Source organism: Pseudoselenomonas ruminantium (assembly GCF_900104055.1).
In the GTDB taxonomy this organism is placed as follows: Bacteria; Bacillota; Negativicutes; order Selenomonadales; family Selenomonadaceae; genus Selenomonas_A; species Selenomonas_A ruminantium_C.
In genome coordinates this window covers 15,238-37,124 of record NZ_FNJQ01000030.1, presented here as the reverse complement: position 1 = coordinate 37,124, position 21,887 = coordinate 15,238, and the positions used below count along the sequence as shown (strand labels likewise).

The 21,887-nt window shown below is 46.7% G+C and carries 22 protein-coding genes; 17 read left to right on the top strand and 5 right to left on the bottom strand.

What is annotated here, in order from left to right; translation table 11 throughout:
- The 5 genes from BLQ59_RS12165 to BLQ59_RS12145 all read left to right on the top strand — a co-directional run.
- On the top strand, positions 1–217 hold a 217-nt coding region (locus tag BLQ59_RS12165; protein WP_143005356.1), incomplete at its 5' end, for an IS3 family transposase.
- Between the two features lie 110 nt (positions 218–327).
- Positions 328–477, top strand: a complete 150-nt coding sequence (locus BLQ59_RS15800) for a YvrJ family protein (RefSeq protein WP_074573139.1) — start codon at positions 328–330, stop codon at positions 475–477.
- A gap of 309 nt (positions 478–786) precedes the next feature.
- Positions 787–2,214: an SEFIR domain-containing protein gene (locus BLQ59_RS12155; protein ID WP_074573138.1), complete on the top strand. Its 1,428-nt coding sequence runs from the start codon at positions 787–789 to the stop codon at positions 2,212–2,214.
- A gap of 219 nt (positions 2,215–2,433) precedes the next feature.
- Positions 2,434–2,622, top strand: coding sequence for a hypothetical protein (locus BLQ59_RS12150; protein WP_074573137.1), 189 nt, complete (start codon positions 2,434–2,436; stop codon positions 2,620–2,622).
- A 31-nt stretch (positions 2,623–2,653) separates the two neighbouring features.
- The gene (locus BLQ59_RS12145) at positions 2,654–2,854 is read left to right on the top strand and encodes a hypothetical protein (protein WP_074573136.1); all 201 of its coding nucleotides are present in this window, start codon (positions 2,654–2,656) and stop codon (positions 2,852–2,854) included.
- An 86-nt stretch (positions 2,855–2,940) separates the two neighbouring features.
- On the opposite strand, the gene BLQ59_RS12140 is transcribed toward BLQ59_RS12145, so the two are convergent.
- Complete coding sequence (locus BLQ59_RS12140) at positions 2,941–3,273, bottom strand: hypothetical protein (protein WP_074573135.1); 333 nt, start codon at positions 3,271–3,273, stop codon at positions 2,941–2,943.
- 121 nt (positions 3,274–3,394) lie between these two features.
- On the opposite strand from BLQ59_RS12140, the gene BLQ59_RS16070 reads away from it, so the two are divergent.
- From BLQ59_RS16070 to BLQ59_RS12130, 3 genes are all read left to right on the top strand, one after another.
- Positions 3,395–3,571 (top strand): hypothetical protein, encoded by a 177-nt coding sequence (locus BLQ59_RS16070; protein ID WP_176756805.1) that lies wholly within the window; start codon positions 3,395–3,397, stop codon positions 3,569–3,571.
- Positions 3,572–3,682: 111 nt separating this feature from the next.
- A complete protein-coding gene (locus BLQ59_RS12135) occupies positions 3,683–4,132 on the top strand; it encodes a hypothetical protein (RefSeq protein WP_074573134.1) in 450 nt (149 codons plus the stop codon).
- Between the two features lie 16 nt (positions 4,133–4,148).
- Positions 4,149–4,415 carry a hypothetical protein gene (locus BLQ59_RS12130; RefSeq protein WP_074573133.1) on the top strand — a complete coding sequence of 89 codons (267 nt, stop codon included), beginning with the start codon at positions 4,149–4,151 and terminating at the stop codon, positions 4,413–4,415.
- 457 nt (positions 4,416–4,872) lie between these two features.
- On the opposite strand, the gene BLQ59_RS12125 is transcribed toward BLQ59_RS12130, so the two are convergent.
- A complete protein-coding gene (locus BLQ59_RS12125; RefSeq protein ID WP_256324675.1) occupies positions 4,873–5,472 on the bottom strand; it encodes a class I SAM-dependent methyltransferase in 600 nt (199 codons plus the stop codon).
- Between the two features lie 241 nt (positions 5,473–5,713).
- On the opposite strand from BLQ59_RS12125, the gene BLQ59_RS12120 reads away from it, so the two are divergent.
- The 6 genes from BLQ59_RS12120 to BLQ59_RS12095 all read left to right on the top strand — a co-directional run bounded on the left by BLQ59_RS12120 (position 5,714) and on the right by BLQ59_RS12095 (position 14,131).
- On the top strand, positions 5,714–7,816 hold the full coding sequence (locus tag BLQ59_RS12120) for a BglG family transcription antiterminator (protein WP_074573131.1): 2,103 nt from the start codon (positions 5,714–5,716) through the stop codon (positions 7,814–7,816).
- A gap of 3 nt (positions 7,817–7,819) precedes the next feature.
- Entirely contained in the window at positions 7,820–9,718 is a 1,899-nt protein-coding gene (locus tag BLQ59_RS12115; protein ID WP_074573130.1) for a PTS mannitol transporter subunit IICBA, read from the top strand.
- Positions 9,719–9,810: 92 nt separating this feature from the next.
- Positions 9,811–10,956, top strand: coding sequence for a mannitol-1-phosphate 5-dehydrogenase (locus BLQ59_RS12110; protein ID WP_074573129.1), 1,146 nt, complete (start codon positions 9,811–9,813; stop codon positions 10,954–10,956).
- A gap of 96 nt (positions 10,957–11,052) precedes the next feature.
- Positions 11,053–11,295: a DUF3990 domain-containing protein gene (locus BLQ59_RS12105; RefSeq protein ID WP_074573128.1), complete on the top strand. Its 243-nt coding sequence runs from the start codon at positions 11,053–11,055 to the stop codon at positions 11,293–11,295.
- The gene (locus BLQ59_RS12100; RefSeq protein ID WP_074573127.1) at positions 11,292–11,543 is read left to right on the top strand and encodes a hypothetical protein; all 252 of its coding nucleotides are present in this window, start codon (positions 11,292–11,294) and stop codon (positions 11,541–11,543) included. The genes BLQ59_RS12105 and BLQ59_RS12100 overlap by 4 nt, the downstream gene beginning before the upstream one ends.
- 44 nt (positions 11,544–11,587) lie before the next feature.
- Entirely contained in the window at positions 11,588–14,131 is a 2,544-nt protein-coding gene (locus BLQ59_RS12095; RefSeq protein WP_074573126.1) for an AAA domain-containing protein, read from the top strand.
- 15 nt (positions 14,132–14,146) lie between these two features.
- Here the strand turns inward: BLQ59_RS12095 and BLQ59_RS12090 are convergent, their stop codons facing one another.
- From BLQ59_RS12090 to iscB, 3 genes are all read right to left on the bottom strand, one after another.
- A complete protein-coding gene (locus BLQ59_RS12090) occupies positions 14,147–14,749 on the bottom strand; it encodes a Fic family protein (RefSeq protein WP_074573125.1) in 603 nt (200 codons plus the stop codon).
- Between the two features lie 111 nt (positions 14,750–14,860).
- The gene (locus tag BLQ59_RS12085) at positions 14,861–16,981 is read right to left on the bottom strand and encodes a cyclic nucleotide-binding domain-containing protein (RefSeq protein ID WP_074573124.1); all 2,121 of its coding nucleotides are present in this window, start codon (positions 16,979–16,981) and stop codon (positions 14,861–14,863) included.
- A 53-nt stretch (positions 16,982–17,034) separates the two neighbouring features.
- Positions 17,035–18,339 carry an RNA-guided endonuclease IscB gene (gene iscB / locus BLQ59_RS12080; RefSeq protein WP_218122906.1) on the bottom strand — a complete coding sequence of 435 codons (1,305 nt, stop codon included), beginning with the start codon at positions 18,337–18,339 and terminating at the stop codon, positions 17,035–17,037.
- A 405-nt stretch (positions 18,340–18,744) separates the two neighbouring features.
- Here iscB and BLQ59_RS12075 point away from each other — a divergent pair, with 405 nt between their 5' ends.
- Genes BLQ59_RS12075 through gltA form a run of 3 tightly spaced genes read left to right on the top strand, consistent with a single transcriptional unit; the run spans position 18,745 to position 21,769 of the window.
- Positions 18,745–19,488, top strand: coding sequence for a methylenetetrahydrofolate reductase (locus tag BLQ59_RS12075; RefSeq protein WP_074573123.1), 744 nt, complete (start codon positions 18,745–18,747; stop codon positions 19,486–19,488).
- Positions 19,489–19,519: 31 nt separating this feature from the next.
- Positions 19,520–20,362, top strand: coding sequence for a sulfide/dihydroorotate dehydrogenase-like FAD/NAD-binding protein (locus BLQ59_RS12070; protein WP_074573122.1), 843 nt, complete (start codon positions 19,520–19,522; stop codon positions 20,360–20,362).
- A gap of 3 nt (positions 20,363–20,365) precedes the next feature.
- Complete coding sequence (gene gltA / locus BLQ59_RS12065; protein WP_074573121.1) at positions 20,366–21,769, top strand: NADPH-dependent glutamate synthase; 1,404 nt, start codon at positions 20,366–20,368, stop codon at positions 21,767–21,769.
- The last annotated feature ends 118 nt before the right edge of the window (positions 21,770–21,887 follow it).

Here is a 21,887-nt window from a genome sequence, read left to right as displayed (position 1 = left end):
GTCCCGTGTAGCACATTGCCTAGACAATGGCCCCATGGAAGGCTTCTGGGGTATCTTGAAGCGCGAGATGTACTACAGGCGCAGATTTACTTCCCGGCAAGAGTTGGTTGAGTCAATTGAGGAATATATAAGATATTACACTTATGACAAACCACAGCGTCATTTAGGCATACGAACCCCAAGAGAGTACCACGAAAAACTGGTTGGAGCTGCATGAAAAAAGCTGCTCGCATTAGTTGCGAGCAGCAATGAATATTTTTATTTTTTTACCTGTCCACTTGACGGGGAGCACACCATGCCGGGGCTTTTCGCTTAGGAGGATGTGCTATGGAGCAGACCATACTCACCGCCGTATCTGCCGTGGGCTTCCCCATTGTGGTGACATTTTATCTTTTGACTAGTTTCCAAAAGTCCATGGATAAGTTCACTGACAAGCTGGGGGAGCTGATACAGGAACTTAAGCGGTTTGAAAAATGACGTAATGAGGGCGGAATTGACTTGTCAAGTTGACATGTCAATTTCGCCTGTTTGCCCTTGGGGGATATGTTATAATAAAGGTAGTCAATGTCTACGATATGAAGTTTAATCTGAAAAGGGAATACAATCATGGCGAATAAAAATGCAGCAATTTGTACAACCGTGGCCGATTTCTTTGCCACGTATAGAGATGCCGCTGTCTTTGCGGATGCCTGTGAGGCTTATGTGCGGGAGGTCTGCGGGATTTTTTGTATTTATATATCCTAGTTAGTTGATGTTTAAATTTATTTATATAATGAGGTGGATTACATGATAGACAAAAGGCCTAAAATCTTTATTTCTTATGCATGGGGGAATAAAGAAGTTAAAGATAGAGTGAAAGAGTTAGCGGAACGATTAAGACATGATGGTGTGGATGTCGTTTTAGACATATGGGATCTAAAGGAAGGACAAGATAAATATGCATTTATGGAGCAGTCTGTAAATGATGAAACGATAGATAGAGTTTTAATTATATGTGATAAAGTGTATAAAAATAAGGCTGATAATAGAGAGGGAGGAGTAGGTGATGAAACAGTAATTATTAGTCCTGAAGTTTACAAACATAATCAGCAGAGTAAATATATTCCTGTTATTTTTGAACGAGATGAAAATGGTGAAACTTATATACCAACGTATATAAGTTCGAGGATGTATATTGAATTTTCTTCGGGCAATGAAGATGATTATGAACAATTATTGAGGATGCTATACGAAAAACCACTAAATAAAAAACCGCCATTAGGCGAAATGCCCTCATGGTTATTGGAAGATAACAGTGAGAATATAAAAATGGAAGGAGAGGTAAGAAAATTAAAAAAAGCTAACGAAAATGGAAGGGGGGATTTTGCAAAAAACAACGCGAGAAAATTTACGGATATTATTATAAATGCACTAAATGAGCAGCAAAATGTTGAAACGTTTAAGAAAGCTGATGCGATTGATAAGGTAAATGCATTAAAGAAAATTCGGGACTGCGTATTTGAGTATATTGAAGAGTTGGCTGCAAATGAGGAACTATCGGCAGAGTTCTTAATTCGTTTATTTGAAAGGTTGTATAATGAGACGCCTAAGGCGGATGGTGTAACATATTCTCAATCTAATGTTGATTGCTTTGCTTTTTTTAGATGGGAATTATTCATAGGTGTTACTGCTATACTATTGAATTATGAGTCGTATTCAATTTTATATGAAATATTAAAAAACACTTATTTCTTAAGAGCGAATTTTTATTCAGGCTCTGAACAGCGTCCGTCTGGGTATCTGGAATATAATAGATACATAGATTCGATAGAAGAAAATAAATCACATTTTGATAAAAACTATTTTTCGAAAATAGCATTTCTGTTATGCGGTAGAGAAAAGTATCCGATATTAACAAAAGATGCTATGGCTAGAGCGGATTTAGTATTATACCAATTGTCTACGGTTTTTGATATAGTTTCTTATAGAATGTATAACTTTTGGTTTCCTTACATGTATAGCTATGTAAAGGGAGATCTATTGTGGAAGCGGTTGGTTTCAAGGAGACAGTGTGAGAAGATAATGCCACTATTAGGTGTTGATAATATCATAAAATTAAAAAATTTAATTAGCCAGGCAAAACACAATAGTGGCGTCCGTTTTTCTGGTGCATTTAATGCAGCGCCCAATATACTAGATTATATAAAAGAAAAAGATATTGGAACATTGCCCTAAAAATAGAAATATTTTAAGAACTGGTATGCTGTGGATGTGTTAGAGGGGGACAAATCCACGGATAATACGGGCGTTCCTGATGCATATTGGGGGACAGAGTTTCATAATGGCAGAAATAGGAGCGGTTGACATGTCAAAAATTTGACTTGTCAACCGCTTGTTTTTGCATTACACTATGAGTAAATAAGTTACACAAAGAAGGCACGGAGGTTATGAAATATGCAGATAACAAGTAAAAAGGAAGATTATGCCGAAATAGTAGATATGCCCCGTCCTGAACCCCAAAATCATCGGCGCATGCCCATGATAAAGCGGGCGGCCCAGTTCGCGCCCTTTGCCGCACTAACAGGATTTAAGGAAGTGCTGGCCCAGGTGGAACGGGAGCATGAGGCAAGTATTGAGTATTAAATATTTTTCATAAGATGGAGGATGATGTGAAATGGATTTACAGGCTGTAATTCGTGGCAAACTGGGAGAAGCCTATGCCATGAGCCCTTGGACTGAGGGCAGGCTGGATGAGATAATCCACCTGATTGATGCCTATGCTCACCAGCAGTATGAACAGGGATATCAGGCGGCGCTGACAGATGCACAGATGGCCGCCCGGCGGGTGAGCTATGGGATTGAGGGCTGTATGTAAGATCGAAAAAACCGAATGAGGAAAGGCGGGCGGTTTGCTGAGGATCCGCCCGCTTAAATGTAAAAGCAGGAGCGATTGGCCCCTGCTTATTTGTGTTTTTCGTACAATCTTAAAATACCTACGCCTGCTGCTACATAAAGAAAGATAAATACTAAAGGATTACTTATAAGCATTTTTCCGCCGATGTCTGTCCAAAAAAAGAAAACAAACGGAGAGGAAACTAAAAGAATTATTATGACACCTGCATATCTACGCACCATAGAGTTGCTTTCGTGGTGAAATTTCTCTTGACGTACCTTTTCTATTTGCTGTTGCCTTTTTATGTCGTTTTTCGTCCATACTATAAATTTTACTAAATAAAACCCAATTGTAAGAAATGCAATCACCAGAAAAGCCAATCCGCCAGAAGAAATAAGCATATCTTTTATCTCCTTTCATCATCTATATGTTGATTATAGCATGCTTAATTAACATAAAACAGCAGGAGTACCTGGCTCTGCGCAATTTTATGTCTCTGGTGGTGGAAAAGGAGTGCTCACTATGAGCGATGGGGATATAACTATAAAAAATAATCGGGAATTGCTGGCGGAGCTTCTGGACATCTCTGAGGATGTTTTCGAGACGCTCACGCTTCGGGAGATAATGACGGCTCCCCAGGCGATAAAGGGGATTGGGGAGAAAGAGGCCGAAAAAATACGGATACTATCGGGACGTTGACGAGTGCCGTTGTTCATTTGAAGATATACATCCTTGTAAATTTAACCCTAATTTAATTTAGAGGGTGTAAACTGATCATGGTTATAAATTTGCTATAGGGAGGATGCTTCAATGTCAGAATTAGATTGGTACTTCAAATTGGAAGATGGTACGCAGGACGAAGATTTGTGCGATGTTAACGACAAGAGCCTTATGTACGAAAGGCTGGCCATGAAGATGGCTGCGCAGATGTTTGATCGTATATACGACAGGGTTTATACATTTGCCCATGAAGAAGAGAGCTACTTTTATGGAGATAACCCCACGATATGGGATCAGTTAAAAGCGGATGCTGAACACGGCGAATTTATAAACCGGGAACAGCTGGAAGTAAAGTGCAGCAAGTGTCTGGAGGAATACTCGGAATTAGAGATTTACCTGCTTTGGGTATACGTTATTGACCAGTCCACCCATTGCACGGTCTATGACAACAAGCCTGAACTGGGTGAATGTATACATACAATAACCGACATTGTACTCGCGAAACTGTACCGGGCGGCGGAGCAGGAAAATCGGGAATAAACGTAAGGGAGACAGCATGGATTTTCAGGTCATAGAGGAAATAGATATATTTCGTGAGTTGTTTTGGGATATTTTGATAAGGATGCAAGAATATCTGGACAGGCATCATATTATGGATGAGAAGCATCCACTGTATGTGCTGATGGATCAGCTGAGTTGCGAAAGAGCAGAAATGCTGGGGGAAAAATATAAGAACATGGATGATATAATGAAACTGCAGGGAGAATATGAATTTATAAGGTCTTATATGAATACGTTGGAAGAGCAGGAGAAAAAAGAATAATCATCACGAGCAGGGCAAATGCCCCTGCTTTTTTCTTGTCCTGGTGTCGGATGCGAAGTGGACAGCTTGCCTGTCCACCCGAGTAATCGGACACCCGTGACCTGTAACCGCTTGTGCCCGGGGGCGGTGGCACGTCGTCATGGGGGTCAGCGTCCACCAAAGCAGAGAACGCCGCCTAGGGCGGGTAACACCCCAAACACTCCAATAAAAAACTGACCCGTCACTTGACGAGTCAGCTATGAAAACCTTTCCTGATACCCAAAACTGTAGGACCAATGTAGAGCCACTAGCCTATTATATGGTAGAAAACTATAAAAAGTTACGCAAGGCAAATCCCTGCACCCTTGATTTATAAGGGGTTATGGCAAGTAGTAAAATGATGTAATAGCCTCCTATTTGACAGGCTTGCCCAAAGCTGCGAAAAAACATTACCAGCCCCAACGGCTTATTTTCGAATTTAATGATTGGATTCTTTAAGCCGGAATACCAGCAGTTTTTCCCTTGGATCGCTGTATTTTTCTCCGGGGCGGCAGTCGAGGGTGTCAATCAACGTTAAATGTGGGACCGTTGCGAGGTATTCGGTATAGGAGGGAGACGGGTAGTAGAAGATCAGCAGAATTTCTCTGGGGGATTCCTGGCAGGATTTTTGCAGGTTATCCAGCACGGTGCGCAGGATTTTCACGGAGAAGGGATTGAAGAAGAAACAGCGGTCCACCTGTTCTGGAACGGCAAAGTCTATGGCATCTGTTTTAAGCAGGGATACGCGGCTGCTTCTGGGGGCGGTCAGCTGGTTGGTGCAGGCCCTTTGATAGAGGCGGGGATTGTACTCGATGCCGATGGCATGGCATTTTGTCTGGCTGGTCAGGAAGAAACTCACCCTGCCTTTGCCGCAGCCGTAGTCCACCACGGTGTTGTTTTTCGTGATGTAGCCGCTGCTGGCTAATTGTTCGAGAACCGTGTAATCGGTTGGTTCATAGGGGTAGCGTACCAGGTCGGAAATGGTATCATCCCGGCCTGTGGTCTTGATGTGCAGCAGCTTGTCCCATTCATTTTCCATATCGGTCATATAGGTTAGAGGCTCCTTCGTATAATCATGATTGTTCTATTCTATAGCATCTGTCGTGGTTTGGCAATGGCGGGGAGACATTCTTTATTTTTGTCCATTTTTGTCCGGGACAAGATTGAATGTCTTTGACTTGTATAAAACCAGAATAAACCTTATAATAAAACCATCGAAACAAGAGAAAAACAAAACGGTTTCGATACGCTTCTGAGTGATCATAGGAGGCAAAGTGAAGATGAATCTGCGTGAGCGAACGACAGCAATATTGAAGATGCTGACCGAGGGGAAATCCGGCGGTCAGAGTGCGGCGGAACTGGCGGAAAAGCTGGGCGTCAGCACGAAGACGGTTTCCCGGGAACTGCCAGCCGTGGCGGAAGCACTGAAATCATACGGCCTGAACCTGAACAAAAAGAAGGGGGCAGGCTACAAGATTGACGGCGGCGCCGAGGCCCAGGCTTCGCTCAGGGAATTCTTGGGGCAGGTGAATGACAGAACTTTTTCTCCGGAGGAGCGGCGCTCGATTATTGTGAGCCAGTTGCTTCCCAATCAAGAGCCGGTAAAGCTCTTTGCCCTCGCATCACTCTTAGGCGTGACCGATGGCACCATCAGCAACGATCTGGACAAGCTGGAAGGCTGGTTTAAGGGACATGGGCTGAAACTTGTCCGCAAGCCGGGGCTGGGGGTCTATATCGAGGGCCGGGAACAGGATATCCGGCAGGCAATCGTAACGTATATTTATGAAAACGTAGGCGAGGCGCAGCTTTTGCAGCTGGTGCAGGCCAATCTCACCGAAGATGAGCAGGCCGCCGATAAGGCCTCATCCTACTTGTTGGAACTTGTTGATAAAGAAATCATTCAGCGTTTGGAACGCTTGATCCGTCAGACGGAAAAAGGTCTGCCGGAAAAACTTTCCGACCAGGCATTTGTGGGACTGCTGGTCCATCTGGCACTGGCAGTACAGCGTATTCGCCGTCATGAGCCCATCAACCTGGCGCAGGAAGTGCTGCAGGAATTGCAGCAAAAACGGGAATTTGCTTTGGCGAAAGAGCTGGGGGAGCAGATAGCGCAGGAATTTGCCATTGAGATCAATATGGCAGAAACAGGCTATATCGCCATGCATATCCTGGGAGCCCGCAGCCGTTACCAGCCGCAGGGCATGCCCGCCTCATTGGATAATTTCCATCTGGTGCGCATGGCCAAGGCCATCATGGGAGCGGCGGAACGGCTCAGTGGTCAGAAATTATATCGTAATTCGGCACTGCTGACGGGGCTGGTCAATCATTTGGGGCCGTCCATCAGCAGGTTAAAAATGGGGATGCCGATACGCAATCCGCTGCTTGGGGAGATGAACAGCAATTATCCGGAGCTTATGCAGCTGGCGGCAGCCAGTGTCAAGGATATCGAAGGGGAACTGGAAATCGTTTTTCCTGAGGAGGAAATCGCCTATATTGCCATGCATCTGGGCGCGGCGCTCAACGACAATCAGACGCTCAAGAAATTGCAGCGTCGTGTGATTGTGGCGTGTCCCACGGGGATGGGCACGAGCCGCTTGCTTGCGAGCCGCCTGCGCCAGCAGTATGACAATCTCATCGTTCACGATATGGTTTCCACCATGCAGCTTACCCCCGCTTATTTCCGTGAGCACGAGGCCGATTTTATCATCGCGACGGTGCCGATACCGCATGTACCGCTGCCGGTGGTGGTCGTAAGTGCCCTGCTCACACCGGCCGACCAGGCAAAAATTGACGGTCTGCTCGACAGGCAGCTGCCCGTCGAACGGGTAGAGGCTCCGGCAGCCGCCAAGCCGGATTTTGTCAGCGCCCTTAAAATCATGGGCGCTTACGAACGGGCAATCCTGACACTTATCGAGGGCTTTTTCTTCGCGGAGGATGCAAAGTCCATGACGGTGCAGGAAATTTCCCAGCTGGCTGGCAGGCTCATAAGTGCGGATAAGCAGGCAGCGGAGAACGTGGCCCGGGAACTTTTGGCCCGGGAAGACAAGGGCAGCACAGCGGTCAGCGGCAATCATATGATTCTGCTGCACTGCCGCAGCAGCCATGTACAGGAAATTCATTTTGGCATTGTCCATGTCGGTGACTTTTTCTTCTATCCCGCCGAACCCACGGAGAAAATCCGCACGGCGGCGGTGATGGTGGCACCGAAGGAATGCAGTCAGTATGAACTGGAAACAATAGGTTATATATCCGCCATTCTACTCGAACGGTGGGGCTTTATCGAAGTGTTGCATGAAGGGGATAAGCGGCTGATCCATGAGGAATTGATCCGCATATTCCAGGAGTTTCATGCCAAGAAATACAAGGAATTGATGGAGGGGTAATCCATGAGTACAGCGACAGCTTCTGTCAAAGGCTTCAACTTTCAGGAAGCCATGCAGAAATTTGGCCGGTTTTTGTCCGGTATGGTTTTGCCGAACATTGGTGCATTTATCGCCTGGGGCTTTTTGACGGCACTCTTTATTCCCACGGGCTGGCTGCCCAATGAATACTTGGCGCAGGTGGGCGGCCCCATGAGCAAATGGCTCATTCCCCTGCTCTTAGGTTATAGCGGCGGTGCTGCTGTCTATAAACATCGCGGCGGCGTGGTCGGTACCATTGCCACGGCGGGCGTTATCGCCGGTGCCGACATTCCCATGTTCCTGGGCGCCATGATTATGGGCCCGCTGGCTGGTTACCTGATGAAGAAATTCGATGCCGCCATCGAGGACAAGATTCCCACGGGCTTTGAAATGCTCGTCAATAACTTCTCGGCAGGTATCTTAGGCGGTGTCTTGGCTGTGCTCGCCTTTGTCGGCGTCGGCCCCGTGGTGCTGGCTGCTAATGGCGTGCTGCGCTCTGGCGTGGAAGGCATTGTGGCAGCAGGTCTTTTACCGCTGGCATCTGTTATCATTGAACCGGCGAAGATACTCTTCCTCAACAACGCCATCAATCATGGCGTGCTCTCACCGCTGGGGATTCAGCAGGCCGAAGAATTTGGCAAGTCCATGTTCTTCCTGCTCGAAGCAAATCCCGGCCCTGGCCTTGGCGTACTGCTGGCTTACTGGTTCTTCGGCAAAGGCATGGCCAAAGATTCCACTCCTGGTGCGATGATTATTCACCTCCTGGGCGGTATCCATGAAATTTACTTCCCCTATGTCCTCATGAAGCCGGTACTCCTGATTGCCGTTATCGCCGGCGGTATGGCTGGTGTAGCAACACTGCAGCTCTTAGGCGGCGGTCTTATCGCCCCGTCCTCTCCGGGTTCCATTATCGCGGTTCTCGCCATGACGCCGAAAGGTGCTTTTATCGCGAACATGGCAGACTTCCTCGTGGCCACGGTGGTTTCCTGTGCCGTAGCATCGGTATTCATTAAAGTTTCCGCTAGCGAGGAAAGCGGCGAATCCCTCGAAGAAGCAAAAGCCGCCATGCAGGAACGCAAACAGCGTGGTCAGGTAGCCGTAAGTGCTGTACGCATCAGCGGCAGCGAACTGCAGAATATCGTTTATGCCTGTGATGCCGGCATGGGCTCCAGCGCCCTCGGTGCTGCCAGCCTGCGCAAGAAACTGCGCAATGCAGGTTACACGCATATCTCCGTAACCAACGCCGCCATCGGCAATATCCCCAAGGATGCGCAGATTGTCGTCACCCATGAAAAACTGGCACAGCGTGCCATGGAAGATTCGCCGCAGGCTGAACATATCCTCGTGCGCAACTTCACGCAGAATGATGTGTTTGAACAGATTATCGCCCGCCTTTCCGAAAATAAGATGGACGGCGTAATGGCTGCCGGCCAGTCCGGTTCCCGTGAAAAACACGTTTTGGACCTTACGAATATCCAGCTCGGCCTAAAAAGCGTGAGCAAGGAAGAAGCCATCACCGCCGCCGGCAAAGCTCTGGTTAAAGCAGGTTTTGTAGACGAAGGTTACATTGAAGGCATGCTCAAACGCGAAGCCGATATCAGCACCTATGTGGGCAAAGGCATTGCCATTCCCCATGGCGAAGCCGCTGTCAAAGATACCATCCGTCAGTCCGGTATCGTGGTGCTCCAGTATCCCGAAGGCATTAAGTTCGGCAACGACACCGCCCATATCCTCGTGGGCATTGCCGGCAAGGATAACGACCATCTCTCCATCCTCGCCAACATCGCCGCTACGATGGATGAATGCAGTGATGAAGAGCTACAAAAACTCTACAACACCAAAGATGCCAATGTGCTCTATGAGCGTTTCGCACTGGCAAACTAATAAAATCTGAATATTACATGTCCCTTTTCCACGCAGGAGTCTGTCCTGTGGAAAAGGGACTATTTTTTTGACAAATTTTGGAGGTAATCAAGATGAAAAAAGCAATCCATTTCGGTGCAGGCAATATCGGCAGAGGTTTTATCGGAGAACTCCTGGTGCGTTCCGGCTATGAAGTGACGTTCGTGGACGTCAATGCAGAACTTGTCGATTTAATCAATGAGCGCCGCGCTTACGATATCAAAATCGTGGGGGATACGCCCGAAATCATCCATGTGGAACATGTGCACGCCATCAACAGTGCCGCCCATCCCGAAGAACTTATTCAGGCGATTTGCGAAGCCGATATCATCACGACAGCTATTGGCCCGAATATCTTGAAATTCATTGCGCCGAATCTGGCGGCAGGCCTTGCAGAACGCGTAAAAGTAAATCAGCAGCCCTTGAATGTCATCGCCTGTGAAAATATGGTGGGCGGCTCGACGGTGCTCAAAGGTTTTGTCGAAGAAAACCTGCCGGAAGAAGCCAAAGAAGCGGTGGCAGAATATATCGGTTTCCCAGATGCCGCTGTGGACAGAATCGTACCCCTGCAGAAAAATGACGACCCCCTGCTCGTGCAGGTCGAACCCTATGCCGAATGGGATGCCAACGTGACCCAGGTCAAAGGTGAACCGCCGCAGATTGAGGGCCTGACCTGGGTGGAAAACCTCGAAGCCTATATCGAGCGCAAGCTCTTTACCGTAAACACTGGCCATGCTTCCATTGCGTACCTGGCTTACCGCAAAGGCATCAAGGATATTTACAGCGCCATGCAGGATAAAAACATCGTGGATATGGCCCGTAAGGTTTGGCAGGAAACCGGTGACTTGCTCGTGCGCAAGTTTGGTTTTGATCCCAAAAAGCATGAAGAGTACGTTAAGACTACCGAAAACCGCTTTAGAAACCCGCATCTTAGCGACGAAGTGACAAGAGTAGCCCGCGGCCCCAAACGCAAGCTCGGCGCCAAAGACCGCCTCGTAAGCCCGGCTACCCAGCTTTTGGCGCAGGGCCAGAAACCCTCGGCACTCGCCACCGTAATTGGTGCCGCCTTCCACTTCGACTATGATGGAGACAAAGAAGCGCAGGAAGTACAGGGGGCGATTCAGGAAAAGGGCCTGCATAAGGCAATCTTGAACTATACCCAAATCCCCGAAGAATCCGAACTCTTCCGTATGGTGGAGAATAAGACGGCAGGGTTTTGAAAGATACAGATAGTAGCAGGCGGCTTGACTTGTCAAAAATGGCAGGTCAAGCCGCCTGTTTTTGTTGTTCGCAGTATGATTTAGGTGATATAATTATTGAAGGAGGATTTCAGGCAATGGGAAAGTAAGTACGCAGAGAGTTTGCCTGCCCATGATTGTATAATGGGGCCGATAGCAGATGGTAAAATAGCCGTAATGCTGGAATTTCTAATGGCAGATAGGATAACAGAACAGGATTTTAGAGACGGTTTGAAGGCAAAGTTGCCGGGGATGCAAATTGCGCTTAAAACGGAAAATGCGATAAATGCACTGACTTTTCGGGAGGAGTGTGTACTATGAGGATGAAGACCGCTAAATATATGCTATCATTAAACGACGTAACATTTGCCTATCGGGCTACGGTTATGGAACTGTGCAAGAGAGGTTATTCTTTTAATACGGCTAAACAAATAGTGAAGACAAGTAACCTCTTAGAGGGTGTAAAAGCGTCTGAAGGAATGTGGTTTTACGACATGAATCAGCGTGATTGTGCTGATTACGTGGAAAGATATTTGAATAAACAGAAGCGTATTGCTGTGAATTTTTGATATAACGGATAAAAGTTAGCCAGCTTTTTGTGCAGGGATGAAAAATGGATTTGAATAATGTTAGTATTATTATTGATGGTATTGATAAAACAAGAATGATAACGGCTTGTGATAAACGTGGTGGTTTTTATTATATAAAATTTATTAACAATGACAAAATATACAAATACAGTATTAAAACGAATAGGGTACGTATATTTAGTAATAATGTAAAAGATGATAATGTTTTTACTTATCTAAAGAAAATTGCAGAGTTAAATCCATTAAAGGATAAAAATGATGGGAACTTATTATTAAAAAAATATAAGAGTATACGATATGTATTAGAAGGAAGTGTGTTAAAGAGTTATCTAAATACTTCGATAAATGCTGCTATTAATATAACATCTGATGATTATATATTTCCTTTTGGGGCTAATAACAGTCAAATAGAGGCTGTTAAAAACGCTTTCAAGTATCAAGTGAGTATCATAGAAGGGCCACCAGGTACTGGTAAGACACAAACTATATTAAATATAATCGCGAATATTATAAAACAGGGGAAAACAGTACAAGTGGTGTCATATAATAATTCGGCAATTGATAATGTATACGATAAGCTGAAATGTAATAATATGAACTTCATGGCGGCTGTTCTTGGCAAGAAGGATAATAAGGAATTTTTTGTTAATTCACAGAATGGTAAATATCCGACGGAGATATTGGACTGGCATTATGTGGGAGATATATCAGCGTTAAAGAAGTCTGTTAATCATAAGATTGTAGAATTACGTGAAATATTTTCGGCACAGGTAGAACTGGCAAAGATAGAATTAGATTTGAAATCATTGCAAACGGAAAGGAAATATTTTGAAAGTTACCTAAATGATAATAGTATTGAAATAAAGAAATTTTCTAGTATTTTGCCTTTATCTTCAAAAAGGATATTGAGATTATTGGATGAATACCAATCATTTGATGGTAATAAGAAATGGAAGTATGTTTTGTTTTGTAGCTTTTGTGCCTTGAAATATGGGGTGATGAGCTTAAATTTTTGGAAACAAAATGTTCAGTCGGTTATTGCGTCGTTGCAAAACAAATTCTATGAAATGCGGAAAAAAGAGTTAGAGAAACGGAAAGAAAAATTAGTCCATTTTTTAGATACTAGAGAAAGCGATTTGTTGCAAAAGATGTGTGATGAGTCACTGGATATATTGAAGGAGACAGTATGGCATAAATATGCTGGAAAAAAGGAACGCACTGTATTTAGTGCTGGTGAACTGCAAAGTAAAGCGGGAGATTTCTTGAATGAATATCCGATTGTTTTGAGCACGACGTTTTCTGCCTTGTCTTGTTTGGGCACAGACACTATGTATGACTACGTTATCATGGATGAAGCTTCACAGGTTGATGTGGTAACAGGAGCATTATCCTTGTTTCATGCTAAGAATGCCGTTATTGTAGGCGATTCAAAACAATTACCCAATGTTGTGGATAGTAGCATGAAAAAGGAAACAGAGAAAATTTTTCAAGAGGCTTTAGTTAAAGAGTGCTTTAGATATACACATAGCTTTTTACAGTCTGTAAAGATGCAATTATCACCAGAAAGATGTGTGCTGTTAAAAGAACACTATCGCTGTCATCCTCGTATTATTGAATTTTGCAATAAAAAATTTTATCATGATGAATTAGCGATTATGACGCAGGATGATGGTGAAGATAATGTCTTAAAGGTGATAATGACAAGAGAGGGGAATCATTGCAGGGGGAGGTATAATCAACGTGAAATTGATGTGATACTTAATGATATATTGTACAATGAACCTGTAATAGAAGGTGTAGGGATTATAAGTCCATATCGTAATCAAGTGGACGCAATGCAAAAACAAATAAATAATGTGGAGATAGATACAGTTCACAAGTTTCAAGGACGAGAGAAAGATTTTATCATAATATCAACGGTGGATAATCAAATTACTGATTTTGTGGATAATGCTAATATGCTTAATGTAGCCGTATCAAGAGCGAAAAAAAGATTATGCTTGGTTACAAATGGCAATAAACATAATAAAAATGGTAATATTAATGATTTGATTTCATATATTAGATATAATAACTTTGAAGTGAGCGAAAGTAAAATTAGTTCTATATTTGACTGCTTGTATAGTCAATATACGAAACAGCGTCAAGAACTTCTAAAAAAGCACAAGGATATATCTGAATATCCTTCGGAATGTATTATGTATGATGCTTTGCTGGAAATTTTATCGAAAGATGAATTTTCATCATTAGAAGTTGTTTGTCATTTGCCAATGAATATGCTGATTAGTGACTTTGACTTACTTAATGATAAAGAAATAAAATATGCGACTAATCCCTTGACACATATTGATTTCGTGATTGTAAATAAGTTGAGTAAGTTGCCGGTTTTGTTAATTGAGGTAGATGGAGTAGCTTATCATCAAGAGGGAAGCAAACAGGCGGAACGTGACAAATTGAAAAATAGCATATTGGCAAAATATCAACTGCCATTTATTCGATTGAAAACTAATGGTAGTGAAGAAAAAGAACGCATTGCGCAAATGCTGAAACGTGGGGAGCCTGCATAGTAACAGCCGGCTGTTTTAGCATTTTCGATATTTTTGATTTTTACTGTTCGGCTTATCGAGAATGGTGCGTTCTATCAATTTTTTCTCTAGAGCTGGAGTCAAATAGTTCTTGCGGAAAGTGGGACGATGGGAAAGTCCAAGCCGTTCCATGATTTCGGTAGCTGAAAGTTCCTTATCACCAAGAACGGAGAGTAGTCTTTCGGTAGGTGAGTTATCTTGGTCGCTTACCTGGTCGGTATCTTGGTCGCTTACTTGGTCGGTGTTCGACTGTTCAAGGGCTAAATCGTTGAGACTGTCACGGATAATTTCCAACATAAGCTCTACAAATTCTGCGCAATCTGCTTTTTTATCTGCAATGCCGAGTGTCGCATAATATTCCTTTTGCCGCGATTGAATCAATTTTTCAATCGGCAGCCATAAGAACATTTCCTTCCATTGTCCCAGTAGAAGGCTGTGCCACATCCGTCCCATGCGGCCATTGCCGTCCGCGAAAGGATGGATAAACTCAAATTCGTAATGGAATATGGCACTTTTGATTAGCGGATGGAGTTTTGCCTGCCGATACCAGGCGAAAAGGTTTTGGATATGTTCGGGAACAAAACGGGTAGGCGGTGCCATGATATTGGGCTTTGCCTTGTGGAACGAATGGAAAAGCAGTGATTAAAGCGGGCATGAAATTAGGCTGTGACAAGATATGTGGATGCGCGCATACCTTGTCACAGCCTTTGCTTATAGTTTCAAATATTCTTCTTCAACTTTCATTTCCTCAGGCAAATCTGCTATTTGGCCGAGGATCCTGCGGGTGAATAGTTCAAAGGTGCGGACTTTGTCATCGTGGGTGATGTTCCAGCGATCAATCAAGGGTTTGTACTGGGGATTGATGGAGAGGGCGTCACGATAGTCGCGACCGAAGGTGCAGTATTTAAAGAGAATTTCGCGGGCAACTTTGTTGAGGCGGGGCAGGCCTTCGGATTCGTTCTTGACGAACTGCTCGTATTCGGCGGCGAAGACCTTGCTGTAGCTGTTGCCATAACGTTTCAGCGCGCTTTTGACTTTTTCCTTCATATCGGCAGACAGCGTGGAGTTCTTCTTGTAGAACTGCAGGTAGTTGCAGTATTCGGCGGTCAGGGATGGTTCGGTGACATCGCTGTAATGCACGCCTTGGATGCGTTTGCACATTTCCCAGCGGAACTGGGCGCACATCTTGATCAGGGTGGTTTCCAAATCTTCGGAGTGGTAGATGGAGAGCACCATATGGGATGGTGTTGTGCGTACGCGCCCCTCGATTTCCTGCCACATAAGACCGCGGCTGCCATAGTTGGGCATCAGGATGATATAGGGCAGGATTTCCTTGTTGTAGTCAAAACGATTGATCTTCAGTTCGGGATAAGTGGCATAAGCAGGCCGGTAGAAGCAGCTGTAGTCGATGGCGCGGATATGATTGAGAGCATGTGTGACTTTGGCTGCTGTGGACAGACAGGTATCCAGCGGGCGGGACAGAGCCTGGGCATAGAAGGCCGGAACGTAGGAGAAGATGCTGCCATAGGTCATCTTGTTGGCATTTGCAACCATATTATGGAGTTCAAAGCGGGCCATGGCGGCGGTATCTTTCAGCATGGCATCTGCCTCGGCCTGTTTTAGATTGCCCTGACGTACTTCTTCCTTCAGATGGTCAGGCCAGTCATTGTCAAATTCGTCCTTAGAGGGCGGCACTTCGCTACGATAGATTTTTTTCAGCCATTCATAGACAGGCAGGACCATGCCTTGCGGGTCATCTTCCCAAAGCACGGCATGGTGATAGAGGGCGGCGGTGTTTTCCTCACCGGCCAATTCCTCATCGATAAAGCCAAACAGGAAGAACATCCGGACTTCAGGGGGAATGCTTTCGGTGTTGAGGCTTTGGAAAAAGGCGGCTTCATAGATGGTGAAAAAGTTCTTGTTGATATCTGTCCGTAGCCGGCGCATTTCTGTCGATTTTTCAGTCTTATCCGGGGCTTTCATAAAGAGGCGGATATCCTTCTCTAAGGCATCGCCAATATCCCGGCCAATACCGGCGAAGGCCAAAATCGTATGTAGGGCGTTGGTGATTTTGGGAATGTTGCCACTGCCAGCCTTCAGCGCTTCCTGACGATGGGCTTCATCCAGCTTGGATTTCTGGGTGCGGTATTCGCTGGTGAAATCATTGGCGGCAGCCAGCGTATTCTGGATAAAGGCAGTGATGAAATCTAGCTGGGGATGTATCTGTTGGGCAAGGGTAGAGCAGAGCATGACGGCGCCAATGCAGAAATTTATATCTGCTGGGTAGCACTCCTTGCGCAACAGGTCATTCTTTTCATGACAGGTACGGCAAAGGGCCGCTTGCCAGCCAGTCAGCATTGCAGGTTTATCGGGGGCCTGCAGCTGGTTTACATGATCGAAATGCTGGGGGGGAATCATTAAGGTGGTGCAGACTTTCTTATAATCGTTGTAATCACTCTTGAGGCTGTCACAGAGGTGGAGGGCTTTTTCGTAGAGATTGTCCAATACATTGACCATGTTGTTCAGGAGGGCAATGCTGGACGAAGCCATTACCGGAGCAATGGCCGGCGTGGCACTGATGGCGGTTGCCAGGTCATCTTCGTCTGCGTAATCGTAGACGAAGAGCGTGCAGTCCTCTTCAGCGCGGTAATCATAGTGATAGGCACTGCCACTTGAGTAAAAGGCACCGATAATGGCGCCGTTGCCAGCCGTCAGTGTAATGTCGTCACTAGCTGTCAGCGTGAAGCTGCCCTTGAGGACAATAGCGATATCCTTAACCTCGTCACCTTTCCGATGGAGAAACTGCCCTTTGGCAATATCGAGTTTTCCCATGATTTCCCGACCTCCTCCTAAAAATATGGTTAAACATACTCAAAGGTGTTTACCTAAGCACATTTAAACCAATAAATTCTATTATATCTCCATAAAAGCCGTGCCTTTAACGCTGGGACACGCTTGCAATGTTTTGTTGGAGACTGAAAATTTAACTGCCTCTTATCAGGATACATCGCCGTAACATAGCCCGTATGGGTATCACCATTGCGATATGTGTAGGTCACGTAATCTCGATGACGGAAACCACAAACTTCATCGATGCCAGCCTTGCTCTTGCGACGCATGGGCTTGATGCACCACTCTTCAACTTCCACGTTCTCTGGCTCTAAATCGGTTATGCAGACTGCATCGTTGGCGTGAGTCTTGACAATGCTCCAGTCCTCACGTTTGTTGGCGGTATCACCGCCAGTAGTCAACCTCAACATACCCCGCTGTTGCAACTGCTCTCTGAACCAGTGCTTACCCTGCATGACACGCTGGGCATCATCAAGCCCTTCGACATGACCAGCAGAGCCAATCATGGCGTAGTATCTGTCGGCAAACTGAGCTTCTCTGCCAAAAGTTCTGGTATGACACTTAGGACAAAGCGTTATCAAGTTGCTGATGGTGTCTGCCCCGCCAGCCTCCTGTGGCGTGATGTGATGTACCTCAAAGCGTGTCTTTTCCTTGCCACACTCCATACACTTACATCCGTCACGATGAATAGCTGCCAGCCGAAGATTATTGTCCAGACGGTTAGACTTCTGGTATTGCCAGCGATAAGGCTGGTAGTTATCAGTCAATGCCCGAATGTCGATTTTTACGTCCTCCAGCCAATAGCCGTCAATGTGAACCCATTGGCGAAGCCTGTCGATTACCCGCAAAACTGCTTGTCTCCGCTGGATAATCGAAGGCATCAGCCTGCCAATACGTCTTGAAGAGGCACGATTGAGAAACTTTGCGGGGCGATACTGCTTATGGTATCTGTGATACCTGCGGTAGCCACGGCGAACATCCAACAGGTGCTTAACGTCCTTTCGTTGCTCGATAGTGCCTTTGAACAAAACCTTGTTCTTGGTCTGGCATTTCTGAACCAGAGCCAGCCCAACATGATTTGCACCATCGTCAATGCCGCAGTGAACCATGTCACTGTTAGGGGTATCTACGACTTTATTCAGTTGAATTACCATAGGAAACTTTGACACCAATCGAGCTTTGTGCTGGCGGACAAGCCGCCAAGCGTTCTGCTCGATTGTGGGGTCAAGTTGTTTCCCTTCAGCGTCCAGAACGAACGCATATTTCTTGATTGTAGGCATCTCTGCCACCTTCCATTTCTGGAGAATTTTCCTTCTTGCCCATGTCATCAGGAAGCTCATGTGTTTCCCTGTTATCACCGCAGGACATTAGCGGTGTTTCTTGGTTGGCACTCTCAGAGCGACGGACTGATGGTTTACATCCGAAGGTGAGTCTTTAACTTATCCTGATAACTTAGTTCATCTCGCAAACAACTTTCGTTGAACACGGTCACTGGGGCTTGAAACGGCCTCATAAGCATCTACGAATGAGATATTTGTCCACTTATACGTAGATTTGTCGATATTATCGGCTACTTATGAGTTCGTCCTTACTAAATCCATCGCTAACGTATTTATTCGCTTTGGGCAGGAAATTTCCTCCATAGAATAAAGGCGGCAAGCTTGCATTTTCATAAAAAAAACTTTACAATAGTATTCATGTAGCTTATTATCTTTACAAATTAACAGATAGTCTGGAGGCAGCCTATGAAACGAGTATCCGTGGAGCTGATTCCCCGTGACGAGGAAACTTTGCGCGGCGAATTACAGCTCCTGAAGCAGTATGAAGGCAAGATTGATGTCATCAATATCCCTGACTTACTGCGGTTTGACACCCGCAGCTGGGAAGGTTCGGCCATTGCCCAGGAGTATTTTGCCATGTCCATGCCCCATATCCGCGCTATGGATATTGACCTCGACAAAGAGCTGCCCATGAAGGATTATCTGCGGGAAAAAGGCATCAAGGAAGTATTGGTGGTGCAGGGCGATCCACCTCAGCGCATGACGCATGAGGTTTATCCTACGGAATCCACGGATGTCATCCGCAAGTTCCGGGAGGAAATGCCCGAGGTCAAGGTTTATGCGGGCATTGACCAGTACAGGAGTTCCATGCGCCATGAGGTCTACCGCACCCGCCGCAAGGTGCAGGCCGGTGCCGCCGGATTCTTCACGCAGCCGTTTTTCGATATGCGGCTGCTGGAGATCTATATGGATATGCTCGATGGGCTCGATGTGTATTGGGGCGTTTCGCCAGTGGTCACGGCAGCTTCCCAGAGCTATTGGGAGCGCAAGAATAATGTCATCTTCCCCAAGAGCTTTAACCCCACGCTGGAGTGGAGCGTGGATTTCTCCCGTCAGGTCATGGAAATGGCGGATAAGAAGGATGCCAATGTCTACTTGATGCCCATCAAGACCAATCTGGAAGAGTATTTAGCAGGCGTATTTGCTTGATAAAGTTTTATGTGTATTAGGAGAGTGAATCATGTTTAAGATTCTGAAAAAGGAAGAGCTGTCTCCCAGCGTCTTCTCCATGGATATCGAAGCCCCGCGTGTGGCGAAAAAATGTCTGGCCGGTCAGTTCATCATCCTGCGCGTGGACGAGGAAGGTGAGCGCATTCCTCTGACCATTGCCAATTTCGACCGCGAAAAGGGCATCATCAACATCGTGTTCCAGGTCATCGGTGCTTCTACCATGGCACTGGCTGCCAAAGAAGCCGGCGACACCATCGTGGACTTTGCCGGTCCTCTGGGCCAGCCCTCGGAAATCAAGAAGTTTGACGGTACGGTTGTTGTCGTGGGCGGCGGTATCGGCGTAGCGCCGACCTTCCCGATTGCCCGCGCCATGAAGGAAGCTGGCAACAAGGTCATCGCCATCATGGGTGCCAAGACGAAAGACATCCTGATTATGGAAAAGGAAATGTCCGAAGTCACCGATGAAATCCTGATTACCACCGACGATGGTTCCCGCGGCATCAAGGGCTTTGTTACCTATGCCGTGCAGGAACTCGTGGACCGCGGCGAAAAGATTGCCCAGATCACGGCGATCGGCCCGGTCATCATGATGAAGAGCGTGGCTGATGCTACCCGTGACATGGGCATTCCGACGGTGGTCAGCCTGAACCCCATCATGGTAGATGGTACGGGCATGTGCGGCGGCTGCCGTGTGACCGTAGGCGACGAGACGAAGTTTGCCTGCGTGGATGGCCCGGAATTTGACGGTCACAAGGTGGACTTCCCCGAACTCATGAGCCGCCAGCGCATGTACCGCGACCTGGAGGCCGAGGAAAAAGATCATATTTGCCGCATTGGTTTGGGGAGGAAATAAACGATGGCTTTGTCTTTGAAGAAACATGAAATGCCGGTGCAGGACCCCAAGGTCCGTGCCCATAATTTTGACGAAGTAGCTTTGGGCTACGATGAGGAAACGGCAGTAGCTGAAGCAGAGCGCTGCCTGCACTGCAAGGTGCCCCAGTGCCGCAAGGGCTGCCCGGTGTCCGTGGATATCCCGGAATTTATCGGCAAGATCAAAGAGCGTGATTTTGACGGCGCCATTGAGAAGATCAAGGAAGCCAACGCCCTGCCCGCTGTCTGCGGCCGTGTCTGCCCGCAGGAAAACCAGTGCGAGAAATACTGTGTGCTGGCCAAGAAAGGCGAATCCGTCGGCATCGGCCGTCTCGAACGCTATGTAGCGGACCGCTATATGGCCAAGAATGAAGAAGTAAAGCCCATCGAATATGCCGCGGATGCTCAGAAAGTTGCTGTTATCGGCTCCGGTCCCTCTGGCCTGTCCTGTGCCGGTGACCTGGCCAAGAAGGGCTACAAGGTCACGGTATTCGAAGCCCTGCATAAAGCGGGCGGCGTGCTGTCCTACGGCATTCCTGAGTTCCGTCTGCCCAAAGACGATGTGGTCAAGAAGGAAATCGACAATATCGCCAAACTCGGCGTGAAGTTCGAGCTGAATTCCGTAGCCGGCCGTCTGTTTACGGTGGACGAGCTCATGGAAGAAGAAGGCTTCGATGCGGTATTTATCGGCACGGGTGCCGGCCTGCCCCGCTTCCAGGGCATTCCGGGTGAAAGTCTTAGCGGCGTTTACTCCGCCAATGAGTTCCTGACGCGCTGCAACCTCATGAAGGCGTATAAGTTCCCGGAATACGCTACGCCAATCAAGATTGGCAAGCATGTAGCCGTTATTGGCGGCGGCAACGTGGCCATGGATGCGGCCCGCACGGCTCTGCGTCTGGGTGCTGAGAAGGTCTACATCGTCTATCGCCGCAGCGAGGCAGAACTGCCTGCCCGCAAGGAAGAAGTCGAGCATGCAAAAGAAGAGGGTATCGAATTCAAGCTCCTCAACAACCCGGTTGAGATTTTAGGGGATGAGAACGGCTGGGTTAGCGGCATGCGCTGCATCAAGATGGAACTCGGCGAACCCGATGAATCCGGCCGCCGCCGTCCGGTAGCGATTGCAGGTTCTGAATTCGATTTGGAAGTGGAAACGGTCATCGTGTCCATCGGTACGGGCCCGAATCCGATTATCTCCCAGACCACGCCGGGCCTCGACATCACGAAGCGCGGCAATATCGCTGCGGATGAAGAAACCGGCGCCACCTCCAAGGAAGGCGTATTTGCCGGCGGCGATATCGTCACGGGCGCGGCTACGGTAATCCTCGCCATGGGCGCTGGCCGCAAGGCAGCTGCTGCCATTGACGAGTATCTGCAGAGCAAACGCAAGTAAGCTTTACAAAAAGCATAGAAATAGGGGAATCCACCTTGGCTTTGGGTCAGGGTGGATTTGTCCGTTTTGGCTTTTATTTATGAAAGTTATATTTTTTTTAGAAGAAGGAACGATTGAT

Excerpts from the sequence above, each read along its gene's own strand:
- BLQ59_RS16070 (WP_176756805.1), top strand. The coding sequence starts at position 3,395 with ATGAGCGATGGGGATATAACTATAAAAAATAATCGGGAATTGCTGGCG.
- iscB (WP_218122906.1), bottom strand. The coding sequence starts at position 18,339 with ATGAGCTTCCTGATGACATGGGCAAGAAGGAAAATTCTCCAGAAATGG.
- BLQ59_RS12095 (WP_074573126.1), top strand. The coding sequence starts at position 11,588 with ATGGATTTGAATAATGTTAGTATTATTATTGATGGTATTGATAAAACA.
- BLQ59_RS12085 (WP_074573124.1), bottom strand. The coding sequence starts at position 16,981 with ATGGGAAAACTCGATATTGCCAAAGGGCAGTTTCTCCATCGGAAAGGT.
- BLQ59_RS12130 (WP_074573133.1), top strand. The coding sequence starts at position 4,149 with ATGGATTTTCAGGTCATAGAGGAAATAGATATATTTCGTGAGTTGTTT.
- BLQ59_RS12150 (WP_074573137.1), top strand. The coding sequence starts at position 2,434 with ATGCAGATAACAAGTAAAAAGGAAGATTATGCCGAAATAGTAGATATG.
- gltA (WP_074573121.1), top strand. The coding sequence starts at position 20,366 with ATGGCTTTGTCTTTGAAGAAACATGAAATGCCGGTGCAGGACCCCAAG.
- BLQ59_RS12090 (WP_074573125.1), bottom strand. The coding sequence starts at position 14,749 with ATGGCACCGCCTACCCGTTTTGTTCCCGAACATATCCAAAACCTTTTC.
- BLQ59_RS12070 (WP_074573122.1), top strand. The coding sequence starts at position 19,520 with ATGTTTAAGATTCTGAAAAAGGAAGAGCTGTCTCCCAGCGTCTTCTCC.
- BLQ59_RS15800 (WP_074573139.1), top strand. The coding sequence starts at position 328 with ATGGAGCAGACCATACTCACCGCCGTATCTGCCGTGGGCTTCCCCATT.
- BLQ59_RS12140 (WP_074573135.1), bottom strand. The coding sequence starts at position 3,273 with ATGCTTATTTCTTCTGGCGGATTGGCTTTTCTGGTGATTGCATTTCTT.
- BLQ59_RS12135 (WP_074573134.1), top strand. The coding sequence starts at position 3,683 with ATGTCAGAATTAGATTGGTACTTCAAATTGGAAGATGGTACGCAGGAC.
- BLQ59_RS12155 (WP_074573138.1), top strand. The coding sequence starts at position 787 with ATGATAGACAAAAGGCCTAAAATCTTTATTTCTTATGCATGGGGGAAT.
- BLQ59_RS12100 (WP_074573127.1), top strand. The coding sequence starts at position 11,292 with ATGAGGATGAAGACCGCTAAATATATGCTATCATTAAACGACGTAACA.
- BLQ59_RS12115 (WP_074573130.1), top strand. The coding sequence starts at position 7,820 with ATGAGTACAGCGACAGCTTCTGTCAAAGGCTTCAACTTTCAGGAAGCC.
- BLQ59_RS12120 (WP_074573131.1), top strand. The coding sequence starts at position 5,714 with ATGAATCTGCGTGAGCGAACGACAGCAATATTGAAGATGCTGACCGAG.
- BLQ59_RS12145 (WP_074573136.1), top strand. The coding sequence starts at position 2,654 with ATGGATTTACAGGCTGTAATTCGTGGCAAACTGGGAGAAGCCTATGCC.
- BLQ59_RS12110 (WP_074573129.1), top strand. The coding sequence starts at position 9,811 with ATGAAAAAAGCAATCCATTTCGGTGCAGGCAATATCGGCAGAGGTTTT.
- BLQ59_RS12125 (WP_256324675.1), bottom strand. The coding sequence starts at position 5,472 with ATGGAAAATGAATGGGACAAGCTGCTGCACATCAAGACCACAGGCCGG.
- BLQ59_RS12075 (WP_074573123.1), top strand. The coding sequence starts at position 18,745 with ATGAAACGAGTATCCGTGGAGCTGATTCCCCGTGACGAGGAAACTTTG.